This window comes from Pseudomonas sp. Ost2, from assembly GCF_018326065.1.
GTDB classification, from domain to species: domain Bacteria; phylum Pseudomonadota; class Gammaproteobacteria; order Pseudomonadales; family Pseudomonadaceae; genus Aquipseudomonas; species Aquipseudomonas gingeri.
The window spans coordinates 6,331,365-6,352,070 of sequence record NZ_AP021904.1; the positions used below are offsets into that span (position 1 = coordinate 6,331,365).

The window sequence follows — 20,706 nt, forward strand, 5'->3', positions numbered from 1 at the left end:
TTTTGCCGGCCAGCGAAACCATGAACGCTGGCTCGCTCTATTCAGAAACCTTCAGCCCGCACTGGCAAGTACGTGACCAAGATAATTTCTGTAGTTGCCCACCCAATCCTTTGCCCAGATTTCCTCACCAGCAACAGATGACCCGGGCCACTTAGGCGTGAGCAACTCTTCGACAAATCCCTTCGCATCCGTGAAACCGGTGAAAGGATGGTTGGGATAACTGAATTTAGCTTTCGGCGTTTCCCACAATAAAACCTTACCGGCGATTCCAAGCGCTTCGAACAACCCGGTAGAAACTTCGCCTGCCACAGCGTATGCGCTGGTAAAAGAGCTGTAGATGTCGCGATTGGTATCGATGAAGACATCCCCGATCTTACCGTCAGAATATCGACGCAGGACCTCGGCACGTTCCAGTGGATGCGGACGCAATACGATACGGTACTGCCCCTGCAACAAATCAGCCAGCTCAGTGGCTAACGTTACGTAAAGCGCAAACTCAATACCATCGCCCAGCAGAAGAATATCGTTCTGCGTCCCCTGGGCCAGTGGCATACCGCGTCGCTGCTCGCTGTAATGGGGATGCCCGATAACCCATTTCTCGACCGGCACATTGATCTGTTCGTTCCACCACGAGCCATAACCCAGAAAATCGTGCGGTAGACACGCCTTGTATTCGGCACTGTCACGCAGGAGTGGCGCATAACAATAGGCATCGTGACCAGCGGATACCATGCCGTGCTGCGGCTCGGCGACGCGTACACCCATTTCCCGAGCAATCTGGTTGATCGGCGAAAAATCGCCATAGCAGGCCTGCTCCAGCAGAATCAAATGCGGCCGAACCTTTTCAAACAAGCGCCGATAGGCATAATGGACAACCGGCAAGCGGGCCAGCTTGCGAGCCAGCATTCCGACCAGCATGTCCATCTGTGTCCGGGAGATACTCAAATCGAGCAGATCATGTGCCCTTTGCCTGGCGTATATCAAGACCTCGCGCGCGATCGCAACATGCGAATCTCGTTGCAGCAACCGCCCGGCCATGGTAATGGCGCCTTGCCACGGCAGCCAGTAGGAAACCCGCTGATTCCAGCGAGGTCTGGGTACATTCCAGTCCATCAGACCTTCGACGGTTACAGTGTCCGCGGGTGATGCCTCCACCAGGTAGTCGGTAATCCGATTGAACCAGAGCCCTTCACGCAGAAAGCTGCCCGCCCCTGTCCCGATAACCAGAACATCGCCACTCAAGCGCCTTTGCCCTAGATTGTGTCGAACTACACGGGAAAGCGATGCAAACGCCTGCCGACGCGGTAAGGCAGGTACTGCAACGATCAATGGCGCCTCTTTATAATAGAGGTCGGAAATAAGCTGACGATAAAACTGGTTACGCACCAAAGGCCAAATCAACGCTCCGCTGCGGTGACAGCGAAACGTCAGAAAAGCGGGATCGTTTTCAATCTCGAGTAATTGCGCAAAGCTTGGCTGCCGCACTAGACAAGATTCCAGCTGATCGGCGTCCCGCGTTTGATGGCTTGCTTCGCACGCTTGCCGATCACCTGCTCGAAGTACTTAGGGGGCAACCCCAGGCCCGGCCGGATGATGCGAACATTGGCAGGTGATAGCAGCTCACCTTCTGAAATGTCCTCGCTGGCATAGATTGAGCGGCGGAAAACCCGGCTCTTTTCTTCGGCAGCAGTGGCGCCATAGCTGACACGTCCCAGGGACTGCCAGGCGCGTTCGGTTTCAATGACCAGTTGCGCCATTTCGGCAGGCTCCATCGAAAATGCGCTGTCGACACCGCCGTCGGCACGGGACAGCGTGAAGTGCTTCTCGACCACGGTTGCGCCCAGCGCCACACTGGCTACCGACACACCGATCCCCATTGTGTGGTCGGACAATCCAACTTCGCAGCCAAACAATTCGCGCAGATGCGGGATCGTCAAGACATTGGTGTTCTGTGGCGTCGCCGGATAGGTGCTGGTGCACTTGAGCAAGACCAGATCCTTGCAACCGGCCTGTCGCGCCGCACGCACGCTTTCATCAAGTTCCGCCACGGTGGCCATGCCGGTGGAAATGATCAATGGCTTGCCCGTAGCTGCCACACGGCGAATCAGTGGCAGGTCGGTATTCTCGAAGGAGGCGATCTTGTAGCAGGGAACGTCCAGAGCCTCGAGAAAGTCGACCGCCTTGTCATCGAACGGGGTGCTGAAAGGGATCATGCCCAACTCCCGCGCCCGGTCAAAGATCGGCTTGTGCCATTCCCACGGAGTAAACGCCTCGCCATAGAGCTTATACAGCGAAGTACCGGCCCACAGGCTCTTAGGGTCGCTAATATGGAACTCGCCTTCATCCAGATCCAACGTCATTGAATCCGCGGTGTAGGTCTGAATTTTCAGGGCATGGGCACCACTACTCGCCGCAGCCTCGACGATTTCGAGAGCCCGCTCGAGGGACTGGTTATGGTTGCCTGACATTTCAGCGATAATGAAAGGCGCATGACCAGGGCCTATGTGACGATTTGCAATTTTGAATGATTCAGTCATAGCTCATGCAACTTCTTTGAGAATCGAGTGTTGTCGATGCCATAGCCTGCGGCTATGAACAACCCATTGGAGCGTTTGTTGGAGCCCTTGACGTGCGCGTGAAGCCAGCGTACGTCGGTGCAATGCCGGACAATCCAGTCTTCTGCACTTTGAAGCAGATCACTACCGCGGCAATGCGAGGTCGCATCGGGCACCAGATAAATAGAAACCTCGGCTAGGCCATCTTCTTCCAGGTCAAAACGCACAACCCCTGCCGGATCGCCGCCCTGTTCGCCGATCAGCAGCTTGCGTCGCGGATCTGCAAGTACTGACGTGAGCCAGCGGCAGTGATCCTCCCAGGCAATTTCTTCGGTATTTCGAGAAACCGCACGAATCAAGGGGTGATTACGCCAACGATACAGGGCGATCGAGTCCTGTGGCTGTGCAACGCGCATTTCTACGCCAGTGCACCCCATGTGCGCAGCCAGGCGCTGTACACCCAAGCCATCCACCATCGCCATGCCCTGATTCGAAATCAACGTGCGCAACGCGGAATTCTGCTGTAGGACTTTCAGGTGTAGTGCGAGATCCGTCTGAAAGTTTTCACCCACAAGAAAGGTATAGACCAGGCCTCGGCTTGCCGCGTCGGCCAACTGTCGAGCCTGATTATCCGCAGTGCTCAACGCCAATGTCGGCAGCCCAAGGCTGCATCGTTCCCAAGTTGCCGTACCGCCAGCGCCAATCGCCAGATCAGCGCTAGCCATCAACTCAGCCATTCGCGTGGTCTGCACATGACAACGGTAGCCCTGGCGCTGGCACAGGGTCTCGATGGCAGCACGCTGCGGATGCAGCGCTCCGAGCACTACATCGACTTCAACGCCTGCCTGGGCTAAGCCTGATAAGACCGACAACGCCTGGCCGGTGAAATTGTGCTCATCGACGCCGCCAAAAAACACCAGCACCCGCCTCACATCCCCCTCACGCGGACGGAGGCCCCTGCGCAGGTGTCGAAATTCGTCTCGCAATAACGCAAAGCGTGGTCCTAGAAGTAACTGCGAGGTCTGGGGCACCTTGCCATCATAACGTGCGTGCATGTCGTGATACAGATTCTGATCCAAGAGCAGGTCACATTCATGCCGACGATCAGCCAAATCATCAATCACCAGCATCCTGCGCACGGCTTGCCGCAAGCGAAACTCCCAGCGCCAGTCGAGAGCATAGTGATCGACAACCAACCAGTCCCATGCTCGCCCCTGAAGCGCTTCCAGACTATCCGCAGCATCAGTGGCCTGGGTGGTACCCAGCCAAGCAGCATGTGCCAGATCGGTATCGGCTGTGTCACTCTCACGTGCCGGCAGGCTGTACAACCCATGCCCGCGCTGCTCGAGCAACTGCGCAAGATGCGAGGGCAACTGGCGACAAAGGAAAACGCACTGCGCGCCACGCTGCGTGAGGGTGTCGGCCAGGGTAAGACAACGCATGAAATGCCCGGTCCCCATTCTCTGAGCGGCATCAACACGTAGAACGATGTTCAAGACCTCGCCTCACCCACGAAGTTGCGTCTCACCGGAATGCCGGCAGCCTGCATAGCCGACTTGGCGCCAGCAGGTGTCAGCTCGGTAAAGTGGAAGATACTGGCGGCAGCCACGGCCGAAGCTCCCGCCTGCTGTACAGCATCAATCATGTGCTGATAGCTGCCGGCACCTCCGGAAGCGATCAGGGGAATATCCACCGCCCGGGCAATTCTTTCCACCAGTGGCAGATCATAGCCTTCCATGGTGCCGTCACGGTCGATGGACGTCAGCAGGATCTCGCCTGCTCCACGCGCGGCCAGCTCTCGAGCCCATTCCTCCACCTCACGCCCGGTATCCCGGGTGCCGGCATGGCTAAAACAGCGATAGCTACCGTCATCCATGCGCCGGGCATCAATGCTCGCAACCACACATTGAGCGCCAAATCGCGCGGCTGCCGCCTCAATCAACCCGGGATTGACATAGGCTGCGCTATTGATGGCGATTTTGTCGGCACCACTGTGCAGCAGCGCTAATACCTGCTCTACGCTAGTGATACCACCACCTACCGTCAGAGGCACCGCACACTCCTCGGAATAGTCATTGACCGAATCATGGTCCGGCAATTCGCCTTCCTGGGTTGCCGTGATATCCAACAGAATCAATTCGTCCACATCGCGCGCGTTGTAGACCTTGATCGCGGGTAGCACAGGCCCAACCCGCCGCCAACTATCGAAGCCGGCACCTTTCACCAGCCCCAACCCCTTCCAGAGCAAAGTGGGGATGACACGAACCTTCAACATGGCGAATAACTCAGGAAGTTACGAAGTAGACGTCGGCCCGCCTTGGAGCTTTTCTCCGGATGGAACTGACAACCAAAGACATGCCCCCTGCGCACAGCCGCAGTCAGGTCGACGCCGTAGGGAACGCTCGCCAACCTGTGCTCTTCTGCCTCGGTAACAAAGGCATAGCTGTGCACAAAGTAGAAGTCGGACTTATCGGGGATACCTTCGAAAAGAACGTCGCTACCATCGTGGCACGCTTCATTCCACCCCACATGCGGAATCCGCAACGTGCAGCCCAGCTCGTCCAGGCGACGCACATGACCGGGAATCAATCCGAGCCCAGGCGTGACGCCATTCTCATGACCCTCGCTGGCTAGCAGTTGCATGCCCAGACAGATACCCAGCAATGGCTTGCCCTGTTCGCCCACTACTTCCCGTAGCGCTTCGCTCCAGCCACCATGATCGAGGTGAGCCATACCTTCTTTGAACGCCCCGACACCCGGCAGCACGATACGGTTCACGTCGTACAGTGCGGACGGGTGATTGGCGATTATCGGCTCGGCCCCCAACTCCTCGAAAGCCCGGCGTACCGAGCCCAGGTTGCCCACCCCATAATTGATGATGGCTACTTTCATACGTTGTCGTGATTCAGCTTCACGAGGTTGCCGTGTCGATCCTTGATCAGCACACCAGCCGCATCACGCTTGAAGATTTTCTTGTTGGTAAACCGGTCACAAATCTTGATGAACTCGTCCGTGGTCATTTCCAACGGTTCAAGAATCTCTGCGAGCGGTTTACCCAGATAGGTCCATGGAAACTTGCCATCACGCGCCTTGACGATTTCGATGGCGTCCTGCCGCGTAATACGCCCACGCCGTACATGCAGACAGGCGATATCAGTGGCGCGAGAAAAGCCGAACTTCAGGTACTTGAAGTAGTCATGAATACCGGTCTGGTGGTTATCCAGGTTCTCGTAGTTGACCATCGATCCCTCAACCGGCTGATCGTGGGTAACGAAACCATGGGCTTGGGCAATCAGGGTATTGGAAAGACCGTCCCATGGCAGATAGTGCCCGAGGAACAGGCCGGTTACACCGACTCGCTGCAGATCCTCATCCGAAGGGTACTGGTAAGGCAGGAGATGGCGTGCTTCGATCCCATAGGTCTCGGAAAGATCAGACACGCGTAACCCCAGCAACCCGCCAAACTCTTCCAACCAACGACGGGTGAGGGTGTTGTTTTCGGTGGCTGCCGCAGGTCCGCCGTATTCATTCTGCGAGTTTTCACCCCAAACGATCAGAGGCACATTGTATTGCACAGCCGCCCGCACCGGGATGGTAAAGATACCCACGTGCTCAGGCCAGGAAATATCACCGACCTCGGCCAAACCGATGCGATTGAGTTTGGCACGCACCAGTGGATTGGGTGAAAACTGGACATGATCCACCCCCAGGCGCTGAAGGTTCTGGATATTGCGCCGACCGTTCTCACTCTGGTCACAAGTCGTCGAGGTGACGCACAGAGGGTTCAAACCCAACTGCAACATCCGAATGACCTGATAGGTACTGTCCTTGCCACCGCTTACCGGAACAATGCAATCCCAATTGCTTCCATGACGTCGATATTTTTCAAGCAGCGTCAGAAGCTCGCTCTTACGCTGATCCCAATCGACTTCCTTACGTTTCTCAAAAGAGCGGCAGGCATTGCAGACACCCTCCTCGTCTATATGCAGATCCGGTTTGGTGTGCGGCATCACACAGCGAACACAGTACTTCAACATCTCAAATCCCCTTTTCCATCAGGAACCAAGTGATGTCGTCCTGCGGGAACGCCGGATCGCGGCGGTACGCAAAACCATAATCAACCAATTTCAGATCCGGGTACTTATCCATCATCTCCCCAGCGAAATCGCGCTTGAACAGGCGATCGGCATGACCACGATAGGAAATGGTGACAGGTGAAGGGTTATAGTACTCACACACAAGCACGAAACGCCGAGAGGCGTTATAGAGTTTCTCGTAGACGACCGGCAGCATGTCCGGATTGATATGGATGAGCACGCCCTTGATCAGCGACAAATCGACTTGCTCGTTCACCGGATAGTTGAAGATCGAGCCTTCGTAGACATTCTCCTGACCGATATGCGCTCGTAACTGCGCCGCCGCGTCAGGGTTGATTTCGACGCCACGTAGCTCCATGCCCGGATAAAGCAGCTGCAATGCCCGCAGGTTCATCCCGATGTTGGCACCAAACTCGATACCCGAAGAAATCCGCCCAGCCTGCTTGAGTGCCTTGGTGAAGAAATTCAGGTTGGAGGCCAGCAGTTGCTGACTGTCGTTGCGGCCGATGTACTCGGACCCGAAGCCACCCGCCCAGAACTCTTCCTGCGGTGTCACAAAATCCGATGCACTCATTGTCTCTGGTCACTCATCAATTGTTTGAAAATCATTTCAGCACGAATCCAATCGTCCATATCGTCAATATCCTGAACCCTCCAACGCGGAATACAAACCGGCATTGAGTGACGATCGAAGACTCTCAGCCCTTGAACCCAAGCATCGGCGCGCCCCCAGTAGAACTGACCCGCATCGTGCAAGGCGACTGGCAAATCCTGGGAGCGCGTTGAAAAAAACTCTGGAAACAGCATGGAAAGACCGCCTTGCGCAGACGCTTGAAAGGCGCGATATACCGAAGGAGAAAACTCGGCAACCGAGAACGCGTAGGCCCAGTCTCCCGATTGCAAAACCTTCAGACCATGCACCAGATCCTCAGCCCTAATCAGAGGCGCAGTCGCATAAATGCAGCATACCGCCGTGACAGGCACACCCTGATCTTGCAACCAACGCGTGGCATGGGCAATCACCTCGGTGGTCCCGGCGTAGTCATCGGACAATTCGGGTGGCCGCACAAAGGGTGTTTCTGCCCCCCAGGTACGCGCCATTTCGGCAATTTCCTCATCGTCAGTCGAGACGATTATACGCTCGAACAGACCACTCTGCCGGGCAGCCAGGATCGACCAAGCGATCATCGGTCGACCACAGAACATCTTGATATTCTTGCGTGGGATGCGCTTGCTGCCACCCCGCGCCGGGATCACAGCTACATTCAAGACAAGGCCTCGCGAAGCAAGTCAACCACACTCTGCTGCTCTTCATCGGTCAGGTCATAGAATAGCGGCAGACTGAATGCTTCGGCGAAATAGCGCTCAGCTTCGGGAAAGTCGCCAGGTTTGAACCCCAGGTTGCGGTAATAGGGCTGGGTATGCACCGGAATGTAATGTACCTGAACCCAGACATCCGCAGCACGCAATCTGGAAAACACCTCGCGGCGACGCTCCGCCGGCACCCGGATCGGGTACAAATGCCAAGCCGACTCCTCACTGGCTTGCGGCAGGACGATGGGCAGATCAGCCAGAAGCGCATGGTACTGTCGCACCAATTGGCGACGACGAGTAATAAACTGAGGGAGACGCTTCAGTTGGCTAGAGCCCAATGCGGCCTGCAGGTTGGTCATCCGGAAGTTATAGCCCAGTTCGATCTGCTGATACTCCCAAGGCCCCTGCGGAACACTGACCAACTCGTCGCTACACTGCGCAATACCATGCGTACGCAACCGAACCAGACGCTTCGCCAACGCCGGGTCATTGGTCGTTAGCATGCCGCCTTCACCGGTGGTGATAATCTTCACCGGATGGAAACTGAAAACGGTAATATCGCTGTACTGGCAAGCACCGACCGGCATGCCTTGGTGTTCAGCACCGACCGCGTGCGAGGCATCCTCAATGATCCGGAAGCCGTACTCCTTACCCAGCGCCGCAATGGCCTGCATGTCGCAACTGCGCCCGGAAAAATGCACAGGAACAACCACCTTGGGCAGCCTGCCAGCCTGCCGCGCAGCAGCTAGCTTTTCCGCCAGCCGCTCTACACTCAGGTTAAGCGTTTGCGGATCGATATCGACGAAGTCAATATCGGCACCGCAATAAAGCGCACAATTGGCGCTGGCAACGAAGGTATTGGGACTGGTCCAGACCAGATCTCCCGGCCCAACATCCAGCGACAGACAAGCAATGTGCAGAGCGGACGTGGCGTTACTGACCGCCACCGCATGCCGGGCCTGGCAGACCTCGGCCACGGCCTGCTCGAAGCTGGCGATACCGGGGCCCTGGGTAAGCCACTCCGACCGCAACACTTCGACTACCGCGGCGATATCGGCTTCACTAATATTTTGTCGACCGTATGGAATCATAAACCCTGCATCACATGTTTTTACTGTGGTTAGAAGTCGAACTGGTAGCTAGCTGCCGCTTCTTCCTAATAAGTTTCGCCGGTACCCCACCCCAAATCTCATCCGGCGGGATATCTCGTGTCACTACACTATTGGCACCAACGACGCTATTTGCCCCAATCGAAACACCTGGATTGACCAAAACGTTTGCCCCAATCCAACAAGCATCGGCAATCATCACATTACCGGCTTTTGAAGGCACCGGTTTCACGCGAAAATCACTGTCCGGCTGAACAGACTCAGTGAATATCCGTACATTGGATGAAATATGGCAGCCAACGCCAATTGTCACACTGCTTCCGGAAGAGGCGTGGACGGTGGAGTTATCACCGATATAGCTGCTCTCGCCAAGGTAGATGTTTCCGTCGCCGTACAGCAAAATATTCTTACCATTGAAGCGAAATCCTGGCGACACGCCATAACGCGCACGAAATGCAGAATAAATGACTCGCCAATAAAGAGCACTCAGGCCGAGCAGCACGCGGACCAGGAATCTGTTCGCGATGCTCATCATATTGGGTTACTCCCCACTCTTAGCAGGGAGCGCCAAGGCAGCGGAAAAACCTTCTGCGCCAAGTACCACGCTCCCAAAAAAAACATAAATTGAACAAGAACATACGCCCACGCAGCGCCAATCACACCCACCCAGGTCACCAGTGAATAGGTCAGCGCAACGCTCAGCAAGCCGACGGTCAGTGTCAGTTTTGCCAAAGGCACGGTCCGCTCAAAAAAGAACAAGAATCCCGCCACCACGTAATACATACCCATAAAAGCATTGCCGAAACCGATCAATTGCGCGACCGGTAAAGAGGTACTGTACTGCTCACCTACGATAAAGGGATAAAGGTAAGGTAAAACGCTCACGTAACCGACGGCAAGCGCCAGGAAACCCGCAAAAACAACAGCGCACTGACGGACCATGCGCAGGCCGGATGACGAGTCCCGGGTTTTCAATTCGGAAAACAGATGAGGACCGAAAGCCTTGACGAAGGCATCCGCCAGCAATCCGACCACCATCCCCATCTGCACACCGACTGCATAAGCGCCCGTCACACCGATACCAAGCAGGTGAGTAATGATAAAACGATCGCTCATGGCAATCATCATCGCGCCCACCGCATGAGGAATCAGGGGCACACCGAAGCGCAGGACTGCGCGGATGTAATCGCGATCCAGGCTCCAGCGGACCAGTCGTCGGCTCTGCAAACCATAGAGCGCAAGGCCAGCAAACAGAAATACCGCCACCGTGATACCCAGGGCCCTTCCCTCCCATCCCAGCCCGAAAAGAAAAATCAAACCGAGGGAAAGCGAGAGGTTCAAGGCGGTCTGCAGTATTTGGAACAGCCCGTATCGCAGCACCTCGTTTCTGACCTGCCAGATCACCAGACGGACCTGAACGATGACCTGTGCTGCCGAAACCAGCACAGCGACCAGCAACCAGCCCTCAGGAACTCCTGTCGACTGGACAAGGGATCCGGCCATCAGCCAAACCACCAGTAGCACCAGACTGGTGCTCATAGCCAGGACGCCAAGGCATGCACCGACAAAACGTGGATGATCAGTATTACTGTCGAAATGACGGACGCTGACCGAGCCATGAATACTCAGCCCGGTGAAAGCCGAAAGCACCCCAATCACAGTAGTGAACATAGCCACCACACCATATTCCGTTGGTGCCAACACCCTTGTGAGAACGGGCAGGAGGAAAAAAGGAATGGCGCTATTAATGACATTTGCCAACGTGTAAGTCGCAGTGGAGTTCAGCAACTGCCTCAACGCCGTCATACAATTTTTCGCAAAGCTGCTTGCAATGCATCAACCACCTGCGCCTGCTGCTCCTCGGTCACGTCCGGCCCCATGGGCAGACTCAACACGCGTCGACTGCATGCCTCGGCAACCGGAAAAGCACCTTGGCTCTGGTTCAGATGCGCAAACGCTGGCTGCAGATGCAACGGTACCGGATAATGCACAGCCGTCGGCACCCCCAGCGCATTAAGCTCCCGGGAAAGCTCGTCGCGCTCATCGACCTGCAGAGTGTACTGCGCATACACACTGCTACCGTGTGGTAGAACGCGGGGCGTGATGATACCCGGGCAGGATGCGGCGATCAGCCGGTCGTAACGCGCCGCCACCTGAGCCCGACGCTCCACCTCCCAGTCGAAGCGTTCAAGCTTGGCGAGAAGAACGGCCGCCTGCAGGGTATCCATGCGGCCGTTCAGACCGATACGTGGATGGTGGTAGCGCCTGTCCTGCCCGTGTATACGAATCTCACGCATCACTTGGGCCAACTGATCGTCATCAGTGAACAATGCGCCGCCGTCACCATAGGCACCCAGCGGTTTGGATGGAAAGAAACTGGTCGAGCCAATGGTGCTCAACCCACAGGAACGACGCCCTTTGTAGGTAGAGCCGAATGACTGAGCCGCATCTTCGATTACCGGCAGCCCGTACTTGTCAGCTATCGCATTGATCGCATCGAGGTCCGCACACTGCCCATACAGGCTGACCGGCATAATCGCACGGGTACGCGGGGTTATGGCCGCTTCTATTTTCGCGGGATCAATGTTGCCCGTATGCGGTTCGACATCAACAAAGACCGGCTTGGCGCCCAGCAAAGCGATCATCTCACCCGTTGCAATGAACGTGAAAGGTGTCGTGACGACTTCATCCCCCCTCTCAATTCCCAGCGCCATCATGGAAATCAAAAGCGTACAGGTACCGCTGCTGGCACTGATGCAGTGCTTGACCCCCACATACTCGGCAAGGCGGGCCTCGAGCTCACCTACTTCGGGCCCCATGATGTACTGACCATGTTCGAGTACACGTTCGATGCGTTCGTGGATTGTATCCTTGAGCTCGCGGTACTGGGTTTTGAGATCGATAAATTCCATAAATCACTTCGTTATTGGCTATTTGCCATCATGAATACCTGCCATGACACGAACGATACCGCCAACCTGCCAGATTGCTAACTCATCGACGCGCCTGTTTCCTTGGACAATCTGTTACCACTGAGTACGTAACGGGCGCCGCTATGCTCGCACAGCACCGCCCCCTCCCCCTCGACGGGCAACTCCAACCGCTCACCAAACTCGCTCATCCAGCCGATCTGCCGAGCAGGCACGCCAACCATCAAGGCATAGGCAGGAACATCCTTGTTGACCACAGCACCTGCGCCAACGAAGGCAAACTCACTGATGGTGACACCACAGACAATGGTGCAGTTGGCGCCCAGCGTTGCTCCCTTCTTCACCAAGGTATCGCGGTACTCGTTTTTACGCTCGATCAACGAGCGCGGGTTATAGACATTGGTAAACACCATGCTCGGCCCACAGAACACACCTTCTTCCAGGGTCACGTTGTCGTAGACCGAAACGTTGTTCTGGATCTTGCAGTTATCCCCGATGACCACCTTGTTGCCTACGAAGACGTTCTGCCCAAGGGATACCCCCCTGCCGATACGCGCGCCACCGCAGACATGCACGAAGTGCCAAATCCGCGAGCCATCGCCAATCTGCGCCCCCTCATCGACAATGGCTGAAGGATGAACCTGATAATTCATGCCCGCCTCAGCGATTCAAGATTGCAAGGAAAGGGTGGCCCTCTCCGTTCTGCGGCGCAACGATGGCAGACGAACGAATAGTGTTCACCGTCTCCACGCAGTGACGCGCGTCTTCAATACCATAACCACGACCGGCGAGAATTTCCCGGTAGCTGGTGGTATGCAGGTCGGTAAAGCCCTCGGAGAACTCCATCTCCTCACCATCGACCGTGATGGATCGATACGTCGATTTCTGCCCCTTGACCGAGTCCGGCAAATCCTGGGCATCGATCGACAGGAACCAGCGCACACGCGCTTTTTCGTACTCCAGGTAGCCCGCAGCCTTGTAGTCATTGGCGAAGTGCACAACGTTACGCTGCAGTTTGCCGAAGATGAAATGCAGCATGTCGTAGAAGTGCACACCGATGTTGGTTGCGACCCCATAGGACTTGCGCGGATCGCCCTTCCAGCTCTCCATGTACCACTTGCCGCGCGAGGTGATGTAGGTAAGCTCCACATCGTATTTGCCGTCGCGGGCCTCTCCCGCCACCTTCTCCTTGAGATCGAGAATGGCCTGGTGATGACGCAGTTGCAGGATGTTGTACACACGCTTGCCTGTCTCGCGCTCGACCAGGGCAAGCTCATCCAGTATTTCAGGAGTGGGTACCAGCGGCTTCTCGCAAATCACATCGCAGCCAAGGCGCAAGCCGGCTGCAATATGCGCATGGTGCAGATAGTTTGGCGAACAGATCGACACGTAGTCCAAGGCAGTACCCGGATTACGCTTGAGCTGCCAGGCGTGCTCGATGAAACGCTCGAACTCGGTAAAGAACTCGCTCTGTGGCGACAGGCTGTCAATGATCCCCACGGAATCATTGATGTCATAGGCCGACACCAACTCGTTGGCCGTGTCTTTGATTGCGCGCATGTGCCTTGGAGCGATGTAACCGGCGGCGCCGATAAGGGCGAAACGTTTCAAGAGGAACACTCCAGCAATCAGGCTTTGATGATATGAGCTTCAGGGACACGGTACTTGCCGCGGCTATCGATCAGCAGTCGTGCGTGCTGGCGAATCAGCTCATAGTCGAATTTATCGTGATCAGTGGCCAGGACAACGGCATCGAAACTGGCAAGGTTTTCAACTGTCAGCGCTTCACTGGACAGGTCGAAGTGGTGCTCACGCATCTTGGGGAAAACCGGGACATGTGGATCGCTATAAGCCACCACACACCCCTTGGCCTCAAGCAGTTCCATGATTTCAACGGAAGGCGACTCGCGCATATCGTCCACGTTTTTCTTGTAGGCAATACCGAGTACCAGCACCTTGCTGCCCTTAAGGGCCTTGCTGCTGTTGTTGAGACCATCCATCAGTTTACCGACCACATACTCGGGCATGGCCTGGTTGACCTCGCCGGAGAGCTCGATGAAGCGCGTGTGCAAGCCGTACTCACGGGCCTTCCAGGTCAGGTAAAACGGATCAATCGGGATGCAGTGCCCACCCAGGCCCGGGCCAGGGTAATACGGAGTGAAGCCGAAAGGCTTGGTAGCAGCCGCGTCGACCACCTCAAAGATATCGATCCCCATTCGATCGGCGACCACTTTCATCTCGTTGACCAGGCCGATATTCACCGCACGGTGGATATTTTCAAGCAGCTTGGTCATCTCCGCGGCCTTGGTGGAACTGACGGAGACCACGCGATCAATCGCCTGCTCGTACAAGGCAACCCCCACCTCCAGGCAGGCTGGGGTATGTCCACCGATCACCTTGGGAATGGTGCGAGTCTCAAAGTCCGGATTGCCTGGATCTTCACGCTCGGGCGAATAGACCAGGAAAATGTTCTCACCGACTTTCAACCCGCCTTCCTCGACGCGCGGAAGCAGCTCTTCTTCCGTAGTCCCCGGATAAGTGGTGCTTTCCAGAGAGACGACCTGCCCCTCGCGCAAATAGGGTTTTATGGCTTCGGTGGTGTTGATCACGAAGCTCATGTCCGGTTCACGGTACTTGTTCAGAGGGGTTGGCACACACAGAATCAATGCATCACATTCGCTGGCCCGCTGAAAATCAGTGGTGGCCTCGAAACCGCTTTGACGAGCAGCGTGTATTTTTTCCGCGGGAATATGCTCGATATAGCTTTGCCCAGCATTCAGGCGAGAGACCTTGGCTTCATCGATATCGATGCCCAGCACACGAAACCCGATAGCGTTGTAACGCAACATCAGCGGCAGACCGACATAACCTAGCCCGACGATACCAATTAGAGCTTCTCTGCTTTTGAACTTGCCAACACTCGCGTGCTTGATGCCCGACATCAGGTAAAACTCCCATTCAACTCTTGAAACGATTCAAACTTCAACTAACCGGGGTTCATCACCTGTTGCTGATGTTTTCCTTCGCATATCCGTCCTGCATTTTCCTGGCCACGCTCACGCCGTGCCTGCCACACATCGCATCAACCCCCCGGAGGCCATTTCTGCATACAAACGACAAACCAACAAGCTCATCCTGGCAGCCCCGATACGAATAGCCGTCTGCACTGAAAACGCCAGCCTGCGGGCCATGGCACCATGGCGGCCCAGGATGACACCCCTTAAGGCCCATAATCAAAAAACTAAATTATGCCATTTATCTGCCCGCATGGCTTTAAGGTAATTGCCGGCCCAACCACTCGATGAGAACCGCAGACTGAAGCGCAGCCCTCCGCCCTTCAACACCCGAGGCTCTACAAGGACCAGAACAAAAGGCAGCATGAGCGCGGCGAGAATGCCCCCCCCCGGCCCATTCCTTGAATTCGACCGCAAAAAAAAAGCACCCTTGCGGGTGCTTTTTTTCTGAATATGGTCGGGGTAAGGGGATTCGAACTCCTGACATCCTGCTCCCAAAGCAGGCGCGCTACCGGACTGCGCTATACCCCGGTAAAAAAAAGGCACCTTTTAGTTTGAAATTAAAAGGCGCCTTCTTCGATCAGCGCTTTTGGCCTCTGATCTTAAGATTTGATTCCAGCGCTAACCGGTTTCAAAAATGGTGGGTCGTGTGGGATTCGAACCTACGACCAATTGGTTAAAAGCCAACTGCTCTACCAACTGAGCTAACGACCCAAAAATGGTCGGGGTAAGGGGATTCGAACTCCTGACATCCTGCTCCCAAAGCAGGCGCGCTACCGGACTGCGCTATACCCCGGTTTGAAATTGGCTCCGTGACCAGGACTCGAACCTGGGACCCAATGATTAACAGTCATTTGCTCTACCGACTGAGCTATCACGGAACTACATATTTCAAGTTACAACTCTTACATCCAACGCTCACTCCCATCGCTGGAAGCTTACTCTTCGACTCGTTCGCATCGCTGCGCTGCGTTCGTGTGTCTGAGGCGCGCTATTCTACAACCTTAAACCACCCTGTCAACCCCCTAAATTGCTTTCAAGACAATGATTTGCAATCTTTTTTCAGGAATTCCCCTGGGGAGGGAAATCCGGGGTGACCGTACTGCGGGGCGCACTTTACAAGCCTTTTTCTTTGAGTTCAACGCCCTACCGAAAAAAAGCTTTCCGAAATCCTGTGGGAGCCCGCTTGCCAGCGATAGGGCCCATGAGCCCTGCATCGTCCTTGCGCACGCCATCGCCGGCAAGCCAGTTCCTACAAGTGATCGCGGACCTCAGGCAAAGACGATCTCATCGTTTTCCACCGTACCCGTAACGCTTGCCCCGGGGACAAAGCGCCCCGACAGGATCAACTGTGCCAACGGGTTCTCGATCCAGCGCTGGATGGCCCGTTTGAGCGGCCGCGCACCATAGACCGGGTCGTAACCGACGGCGATCAGCTTGTCCATGGCCTCGGCGCTCAACTCCAGCTTCAGCTCGCGCTCGGCCAGGCGTCCACGCAGGCGGCCCAACTGGATCTCGGTGATACCGGCGATCTGATCCCGCGCCAACGGCTCGAAGATCACCACTTCGTCGACCCGGTTGATGAACTCCGGCCGGAAATGACTACCCAGCGCATCCATCACCGCTGCCCGCTGCGCCTCACGATCGCCCACCAGCTCCTGGATCTGTACCGAGCCCAGGTTGGAAGTCATCACGATGACCGTGTTGCGGAAATCCACGGTACGACCATGGCTGTCCGTCAGGCGACCGTCTTCCAGCACCTGCAGCAAAATGTTGAACACATCGGGATGGGCCTTCTCGACCTCGTCCAGCAGGATCACGGAGTAAGGCTTGCGGCGTACCGCCTCGGTCAGATAACCGCCCTCTTCATAGCCCACATAGCCCGGTGGCGCACCGATCAGGCGAGCCACGGAGTGTTTCTCCATGAACTCGGACATATCGATCCGCACCATCGCCTCTTCGGTGTCGAACAGGAATTCGGCCAGGGCTTTGCACAGCTCGGTCTTGCCCACGCCGGTCGGGCCGAGGAACATGAACGAGCCGCTCGGCCGGTTCGGGTCGGACAACCCGGCACGGGAACGCCGTACCGCATTGGCGACAGCCACTACCGCTTCCTCTTGACCGATAACGCGCTGGTGCAGCAGGCTTTCCATCTTCAGCAGCTTGTCGCGCTCGCCTTCGAGCATCTTCGACACCGGAATACCGGTCCACTTGGAAACGACCTCGGCAATTTCTTCCTCGGTCACCTTGCTGCGCAGCAACTGGTTTTCGCTCTGGCCATGCTGGTCGACCATCTGCAGGCTGCGCTCGAGGTCCGGGATCACCCCGTACTGAAGTTCGGCCATGCGATTGAGGTCACCCTTGCGGCGGGCGGCTTCCAACTCCTGGCGCGACTGCTCGATTTTCTGCTGGATCTGCGCAGAACCCTGCACTTCGGCTTTTTCCGAAGTCCAGATTTCTTCCAGGTCGGCGTACTCGCGCTCCAGACGGACAATTTCTTCCTGGAGTTTTTCCAGGCGCTTGATCGCCGCCTCATCGTCTTCCTTCTTCAGCGCCTGGGATTCGACCTTGAGCTGAATCAGGCGACGCTCCAGGCGGTCCAGCACTTCCGGCTTGGAATCGATTTCCATGCGGATGCGGCTGGCGGCCTCATCGATCAGGTCGATGGCCTTGTCCGGCAACTGGCGATCGGTGATGTAGCGATGACTGAGCTTGGCCGCGGCAATGATTGCGCCATCGGTGATCGCCACCTTGTGGTGAACCTCATAGCGTTCCTTCAGGCCGCGCAGGATGGCAATGGTGTCTTCCTCGCTCGGCTCGTCCACCAGGACCTTCTGGAAGCGCCGCTCGAGGGCCGCGTCCTTCTCTATATACTGGCGATACTCGTTGAGCGTGGTCGCCCCGACGCAGTGCAGCTCGCCGCGGGCCAGCGCCGGCTTGAGCATGTTGCCTGCATCCATCGAGCCTTCGCCCTTGCCGGCGCCGACCATGGTGTGCAATTCGTCGATGAACAGAATGATCTGCCCTTCCTGCTTCGACAGCTCATTGAGCAGCGACTTCAGGCGCTCTTCGAACTCGCCCCGGTACTTCGCCCCGGCAATCAGCGCCCCCATGTCCAGCGACAGCAGGCGCTTGCCCTTCAGGCCGTCGGGCACTTCGCCATTGATGATGCGCTGGGCCAGGCCTTCGGCGATCGCGGTCTTGCCCACGCCGGGCTCGCCGATCAACACCGGGTTGTTCTTGGTCCGCCGTTGCAGCACCTGGATCGTGCGACGGATTTCGTCGTCACGACCGATCACCGGATCGAGCTTGCCCTCTTCGGCACGCTTGGTCAGGTCGACGGTGTACTTGTCCAGGGCCTGGCGCGACTCCTCGACGTTGGCGTCATTGACTGCCGCGCCACCGCGCAGGTTGGTGATCGCGTTCTCCAGGGCCTTCTTGCTGACGCCCTGACCCAGCAGTAACTTGCCAAGCTTGCTGTTCTCGTCCATGGCGGCGAGCAGCACCAGTTCGCTGGAGATGAATTGATCGCCCTTCTGCTGGGCCAGCCGGTCAGCCTGGTTCAACAGCCGCGCGAGATCCTGCGACATGTTCACGTCGCCGGTGGGATTCTGGATTTTCGGCAACTGGTCGAGCTCCTTGCTCAACTCCTTGCGCAGGCTGTTGACCTCGAAGCCTACCTGCATCAGCAGGGGTTTGATCGAACCACCCTGCTGCTCCAGCAACGCCTGCATCAAGTGAGCGGGCTCGATGGCCGGATGATCGAGGCCTACGGCCAGGGACTGGGCATCGGACAATGCCAACTGCAATTTGCTGGTCAATCGGTCTATACGCATTTTTCACCTTCCTTTTGAGCAGGCCGGAGCGATGGACACACCTGAATGAAGAAACCTGCCAGATGTCCCTATAGATGCGGTCGATTCTGGGAGTTTCAAGCGTCGGACAATTGACGCAGATCAGGAGAGTCTAGCCTTCGAGCCAGATCAGGGAAGCAAAACGACCGGTGCGCGGACTGCGCCGATAGGAATAGAAGCGCGGATCGGAAACCGTGCAGAAGCCGCCGCCATGGACTGCCGTGATCCCCCGTGCCGCCAGACGGAGGCGGGCCAGGGCATAGATGTCCGCCATGAAGCGCCCGGCGTTGCGGCTGGGAACAAAGGCATCGCTGGCTTGGGGATGGCCCGAGACAAAGGCTTCGCGGACCTCGGCCCCCACTTCGAAGGCCTCTGGGCCGATGGCCGGACCAAGCCAGACCAGAATCTCCGAGGCGGGCACGTCGAGGCTATCGGCGGTCGCTTCCAGCACTCCCGCCGCCAAGCCGCGCCAACCGGCATGGGCCGCCGCCACACGGGTACCGGCACGATCACAGAACAGGGCCGGCAGACAATCAGCGGTCATCGCCGTGCAGGCAACCCCTGGTGTCGCAGTCCAGCTGCCATCGGCCTCGGCGGTCACCGCCGGATCGGCCTCGACCACCACCACCCCATGCACCTGGCGCAACCAGGCCAGACGGATATCGAAGGCGCTATTGAGACGTCGACGGTTTTCCGCGACCGCCAGCGGATCGTCGTCGACATGATCGCCGAGATTCAGGCTATCGAACGGTGCCAGGCTGACACCGCCCGCCCGGGTAGTGACACAGGACCTGACCCTTGCCGGCGCAGGCCAGTCGGGAATCAGGAAGTCACTCACCCGATGAACGCCTCGCGATCCTGCTTGAGCAGCGACAGCAACCAGACGAAGTCGTCCGGCAGCGGCGATTCCCAGCTCATGCGCTGACCGGTCGTCGGATGGTCCAGTTCCAGGAAGCGTGCGTGCAAGGCCTGGCGCGGGAAGTTCTTCAACGACTCGACCATGGTCATGCTTGCGGCCGGCGGGATGCGGAAACGTCCGCCGTAGGCCGGATCACCGACCAACGGGAAGTTGATGTGAGCCATGTGCACACGGATCTGGTGGGTACGCCCGGTTTCCAGCTTCACCCGGACGTGGGTATGGGAGCGGAAACGCTCGAGCACGCGATAGTGACTCACCGCCTGCTTGCCGCCTTCCATCACCGCCATGCGCTGGCGCTGCTGGCCGTGCCGGCCGATCGGCGCGTTGATCTTGCCACCCGCCGTCACCACACCGATCACGATGCACTCATAGATGCGGCTGACGCTGCGGCTCTGCAATTGCGTGACGAGCTGCGTCTGCGCCTGGATGGTCTTGGCCACGACCATCAGGCCGGTGGTGTCCTTGTCCAGGCGATGCACGATGCCCGCGCGCGGCACATTGATGATATCCGGCACGTGGTGCAGCAAGGCATTGAGCAGGGTGCCATCGGCATGCCCGGCAGCCGGGTGCACCACCAGGCCCGCGGGCTTGTTGATGACCAGGATATCGTCGTCTTCATAGACGATATCGAGCTCGATGTCCTGGGCGATCCATTCGCCCTGGGCCTCCTGCTCGGCGGTCAGCTCGAGGATGGCGCCGCCATGGACGATGTCTCGCGGGCGGATGACCGCTCCATCCACAGTCAGGCGGCCGTCTTTGATCCAGGCGGAAAGGCGCGAGCGCGAGTGCTCGGCGAATAGTTGTGCGGCGACTTGATCGAGGCGTTGGCCGCCCAGTTCGGACGGCACCTCTGCGCGAAGTTCAATTTTATCGGACATGCTCGGACTAGGCGTCGGCACAGCCTTTGGTTTCGG

At 57.1% G+C, this 20,706-nt stretch carries 18 protein-coding genes and 4 tRNA genes; all 22 read right to left on the reverse strand.

Annotated features, from left to right (window positions below; genetic code table 11):
• Nucleotides 1-51: 51 nt before the first annotated feature.
• The 22 genes from KI243_RS27965 to rluD all read right to left on the reverse strand — a co-directional run bounded on the left by KI243_RS27965 (nucleotide 52) and on the right by rluD (nucleotide 20,670).
• The gene (locus KI243_RS27965) at nucleotides 52-1,485 is read right to left on the reverse strand and encodes a hypothetical protein (protein ID WP_178989979.1); all 1,434 of its coding nucleotides are present in this window, start codon (nucleotides 1,483-1,485) and stop codon (nucleotides 52-54) included.
• Nucleotides 1,485-2,537, reverse strand: a complete 1,053-nt coding sequence (pseI, locus tag KI243_RS27970) for a pseudaminic acid synthase (protein WP_177127804.1) — start codon at nucleotides 2,535-2,537, stop codon at nucleotides 1,485-1,487. Before pseI ends, KI243_RS27965 begins: the two co-directional genes overlap by 1 nt.
• Nucleotides 2,534-4,051 (reverse strand): UDP-2,4-diacetamido-2,4,6-trideoxy-beta-L-altropyranose hydrolase, encoded by a 1,518-nt coding sequence (gene pseG / locus KI243_RS27975; RefSeq protein WP_178989981.1) that lies wholly within the window; start codon nucleotides 4,049-4,051, stop codon nucleotides 2,534-2,536. Before pseG ends, pseI begins: the two co-directional genes overlap by 4 nt.
• Entirely contained in the window at nucleotides 4,048-4,830 is a 783-nt protein-coding gene (locus KI243_RS27980; RefSeq protein WP_178989983.1) for an imidazole glycerol phosphate synthase cyclase subunit, read from the reverse strand. The genes pseG and KI243_RS27980 overlap by 4 nt, the downstream gene beginning before the upstream one ends.
• Entirely contained in the window at nucleotides 4,824-5,447 is a 624-nt protein-coding gene (hisH, locus tag KI243_RS27985) for an imidazole glycerol phosphate synthase subunit HisH (protein WP_178989984.1), read from the reverse strand. Before hisH ends, KI243_RS27980 begins: the two co-directional genes overlap by 7 nt.
• Nucleotides 5,444-6,592 (reverse strand): N-acetyl sugar amidotransferase, encoded by a 1,149-nt coding sequence (locus KI243_RS27990; RefSeq protein WP_244861784.1) that lies wholly within the window; start codon nucleotides 6,590-6,592, stop codon nucleotides 5,444-5,446. Before KI243_RS27990 ends, hisH begins: the two co-directional genes overlap by 4 nt.
• 1 nt (nucleotide 6,593) lies before the next feature.
• Complete coding sequence (locus KI243_RS27995; protein WP_178989986.1) at nucleotides 6,594-7,226, reverse strand: pseudaminic acid biosynthesis-associated methylase; 633 nt, start codon at nucleotides 7,224-7,226, stop codon at nucleotides 6,594-6,596.
• A complete protein-coding gene (gene pseF, locus KI243_RS28000; protein ID WP_178989988.1) occupies nucleotides 7,223-7,921 on the reverse strand; it encodes a pseudaminic acid cytidylyltransferase in 699 nt (232 codons plus the stop codon). The genes KI243_RS27995 and pseF overlap by 4 nt, the downstream gene beginning before the upstream one ends.
• The gene (gene pseC, locus KI243_RS28005; RefSeq protein WP_178989989.1) at nucleotides 7,918-9,057 is read right to left on the reverse strand and encodes a UDP-4-amino-4,6-dideoxy-N-acetyl-beta-L-altrosamine transaminase; all 1,140 of its coding nucleotides are present in this window, start codon (nucleotides 9,055-9,057) and stop codon (nucleotides 7,918-7,920) included. Before pseC ends, pseF begins: the two co-directional genes overlap by 4 nt.
• Before the next feature lie 10 nt (nucleotides 9,058-9,067).
• Nucleotides 9,068-9,610 carry an acyltransferase gene (locus KI243_RS28010; protein WP_178989991.1) on the reverse strand — a complete coding sequence of 181 codons (543 nt, stop codon included), beginning with the start codon at nucleotides 9,608-9,610 and terminating at the stop codon, nucleotides 9,068-9,070.
• A complete protein-coding gene (locus KI243_RS28015) occupies nucleotides 9,607-10,881 on the reverse strand; it encodes an oligosaccharide flippase family protein (protein ID WP_212810140.1) in 1,275 nt (424 codons plus the stop codon). Before KI243_RS28015 ends, KI243_RS28010 begins: the two co-directional genes overlap by 4 nt.
• Entirely contained in the window at nucleotides 10,878-11,987 is a 1,110-nt protein-coding gene (locus KI243_RS28020) for a DegT/DnrJ/EryC1/StrS family aminotransferase (protein ID WP_178989995.1), read from the reverse strand. The genes KI243_RS28015 and KI243_RS28020 overlap by 4 nt, the downstream gene beginning before the upstream one ends.
• Nucleotides 11,988-12,064: 77 nt before the next feature.
• On the reverse strand, nucleotides 12,065-12,658 hold the full coding sequence (gene wbpD / locus KI243_RS28025) for a UDP-2-acetamido-3-amino-2,3-dideoxy-D-glucuronate N-acetyltransferase (RefSeq protein ID WP_178989997.1): 594 nt from the start codon (nucleotides 12,656-12,658) through the stop codon (nucleotides 12,065-12,067).
• A gap of 7 nt (nucleotides 12,659-12,665) precedes the next feature.
• Nucleotides 12,666-13,616 (reverse strand): UDP-N-acetyl-2-amino-2-deoxy-D-glucuronate oxidase, encoded by a 951-nt coding sequence (gene wbpB, locus KI243_RS28030; RefSeq protein WP_017123483.1) that lies wholly within the window; start codon nucleotides 13,614-13,616, stop codon nucleotides 12,666-12,668.
• 17 nt (nucleotides 13,617-13,633) lie between these two features.
• On the reverse strand, nucleotides 13,634-14,947 hold the full coding sequence (gene wbpA, locus KI243_RS28035; RefSeq protein ID WP_178989999.1) for a UDP-N-acetyl-D-glucosamine 6-dehydrogenase: 1,314 nt from the start codon (nucleotides 14,945-14,947) through the stop codon (nucleotides 13,634-13,636).
• Between the two features lie 526 nt (nucleotides 14,948-15,473).
• Nucleotides 15,474-15,550: transfer RNA gene (locus tag KI243_RS28040), tRNA-Pro, on the reverse strand.
• Between the two features lie 107 nt (nucleotides 15,551-15,657).
• Nucleotides 15,658-15,733 (reverse strand) — tRNA-Lys (locus KI243_RS28045).
• Nucleotides 15,734-15,738: 5 nt separating this feature from the next.
• Nucleotides 15,739-15,815 (reverse strand) — tRNA-Pro (locus KI243_RS28050).
• Nucleotides 15,816-15,824: 9 nt separating this feature from the next.
• A tRNA-Asn gene (locus KI243_RS28055) sits at nucleotides 15,825-15,900 on the reverse strand.
• Nucleotides 15,901-16,290: 390 nt separating this feature from the next.
• A complete protein-coding gene (gene clpB / locus KI243_RS28060; protein ID WP_042934230.1) occupies nucleotides 16,291-18,855 on the reverse strand; it encodes an ATP-dependent chaperone ClpB in 2,565 nt (854 codons plus the stop codon).
• Between the two features lie 130 nt (nucleotides 18,856-18,985).
• Nucleotides 18,986-19,711, reverse strand: coding sequence for a peptidoglycan editing factor PgeF (pgeF, locus tag KI243_RS28065; RefSeq protein WP_177118160.1), 726 nt, complete (start codon nucleotides 19,709-19,711; stop codon nucleotides 18,986-18,988).
• A complete protein-coding gene (gene rluD, locus KI243_RS28070) occupies nucleotides 19,708-20,670 on the reverse strand; it encodes a 23S rRNA pseudouridine(1911/1915/1917) synthase RluD (protein WP_042934227.1) in 963 nt (320 codons plus the stop codon). Before rluD ends, pgeF begins: the two co-directional genes overlap by 4 nt.
• Nucleotides 20,671-20,706: the final 36 nt, after the last annotated feature.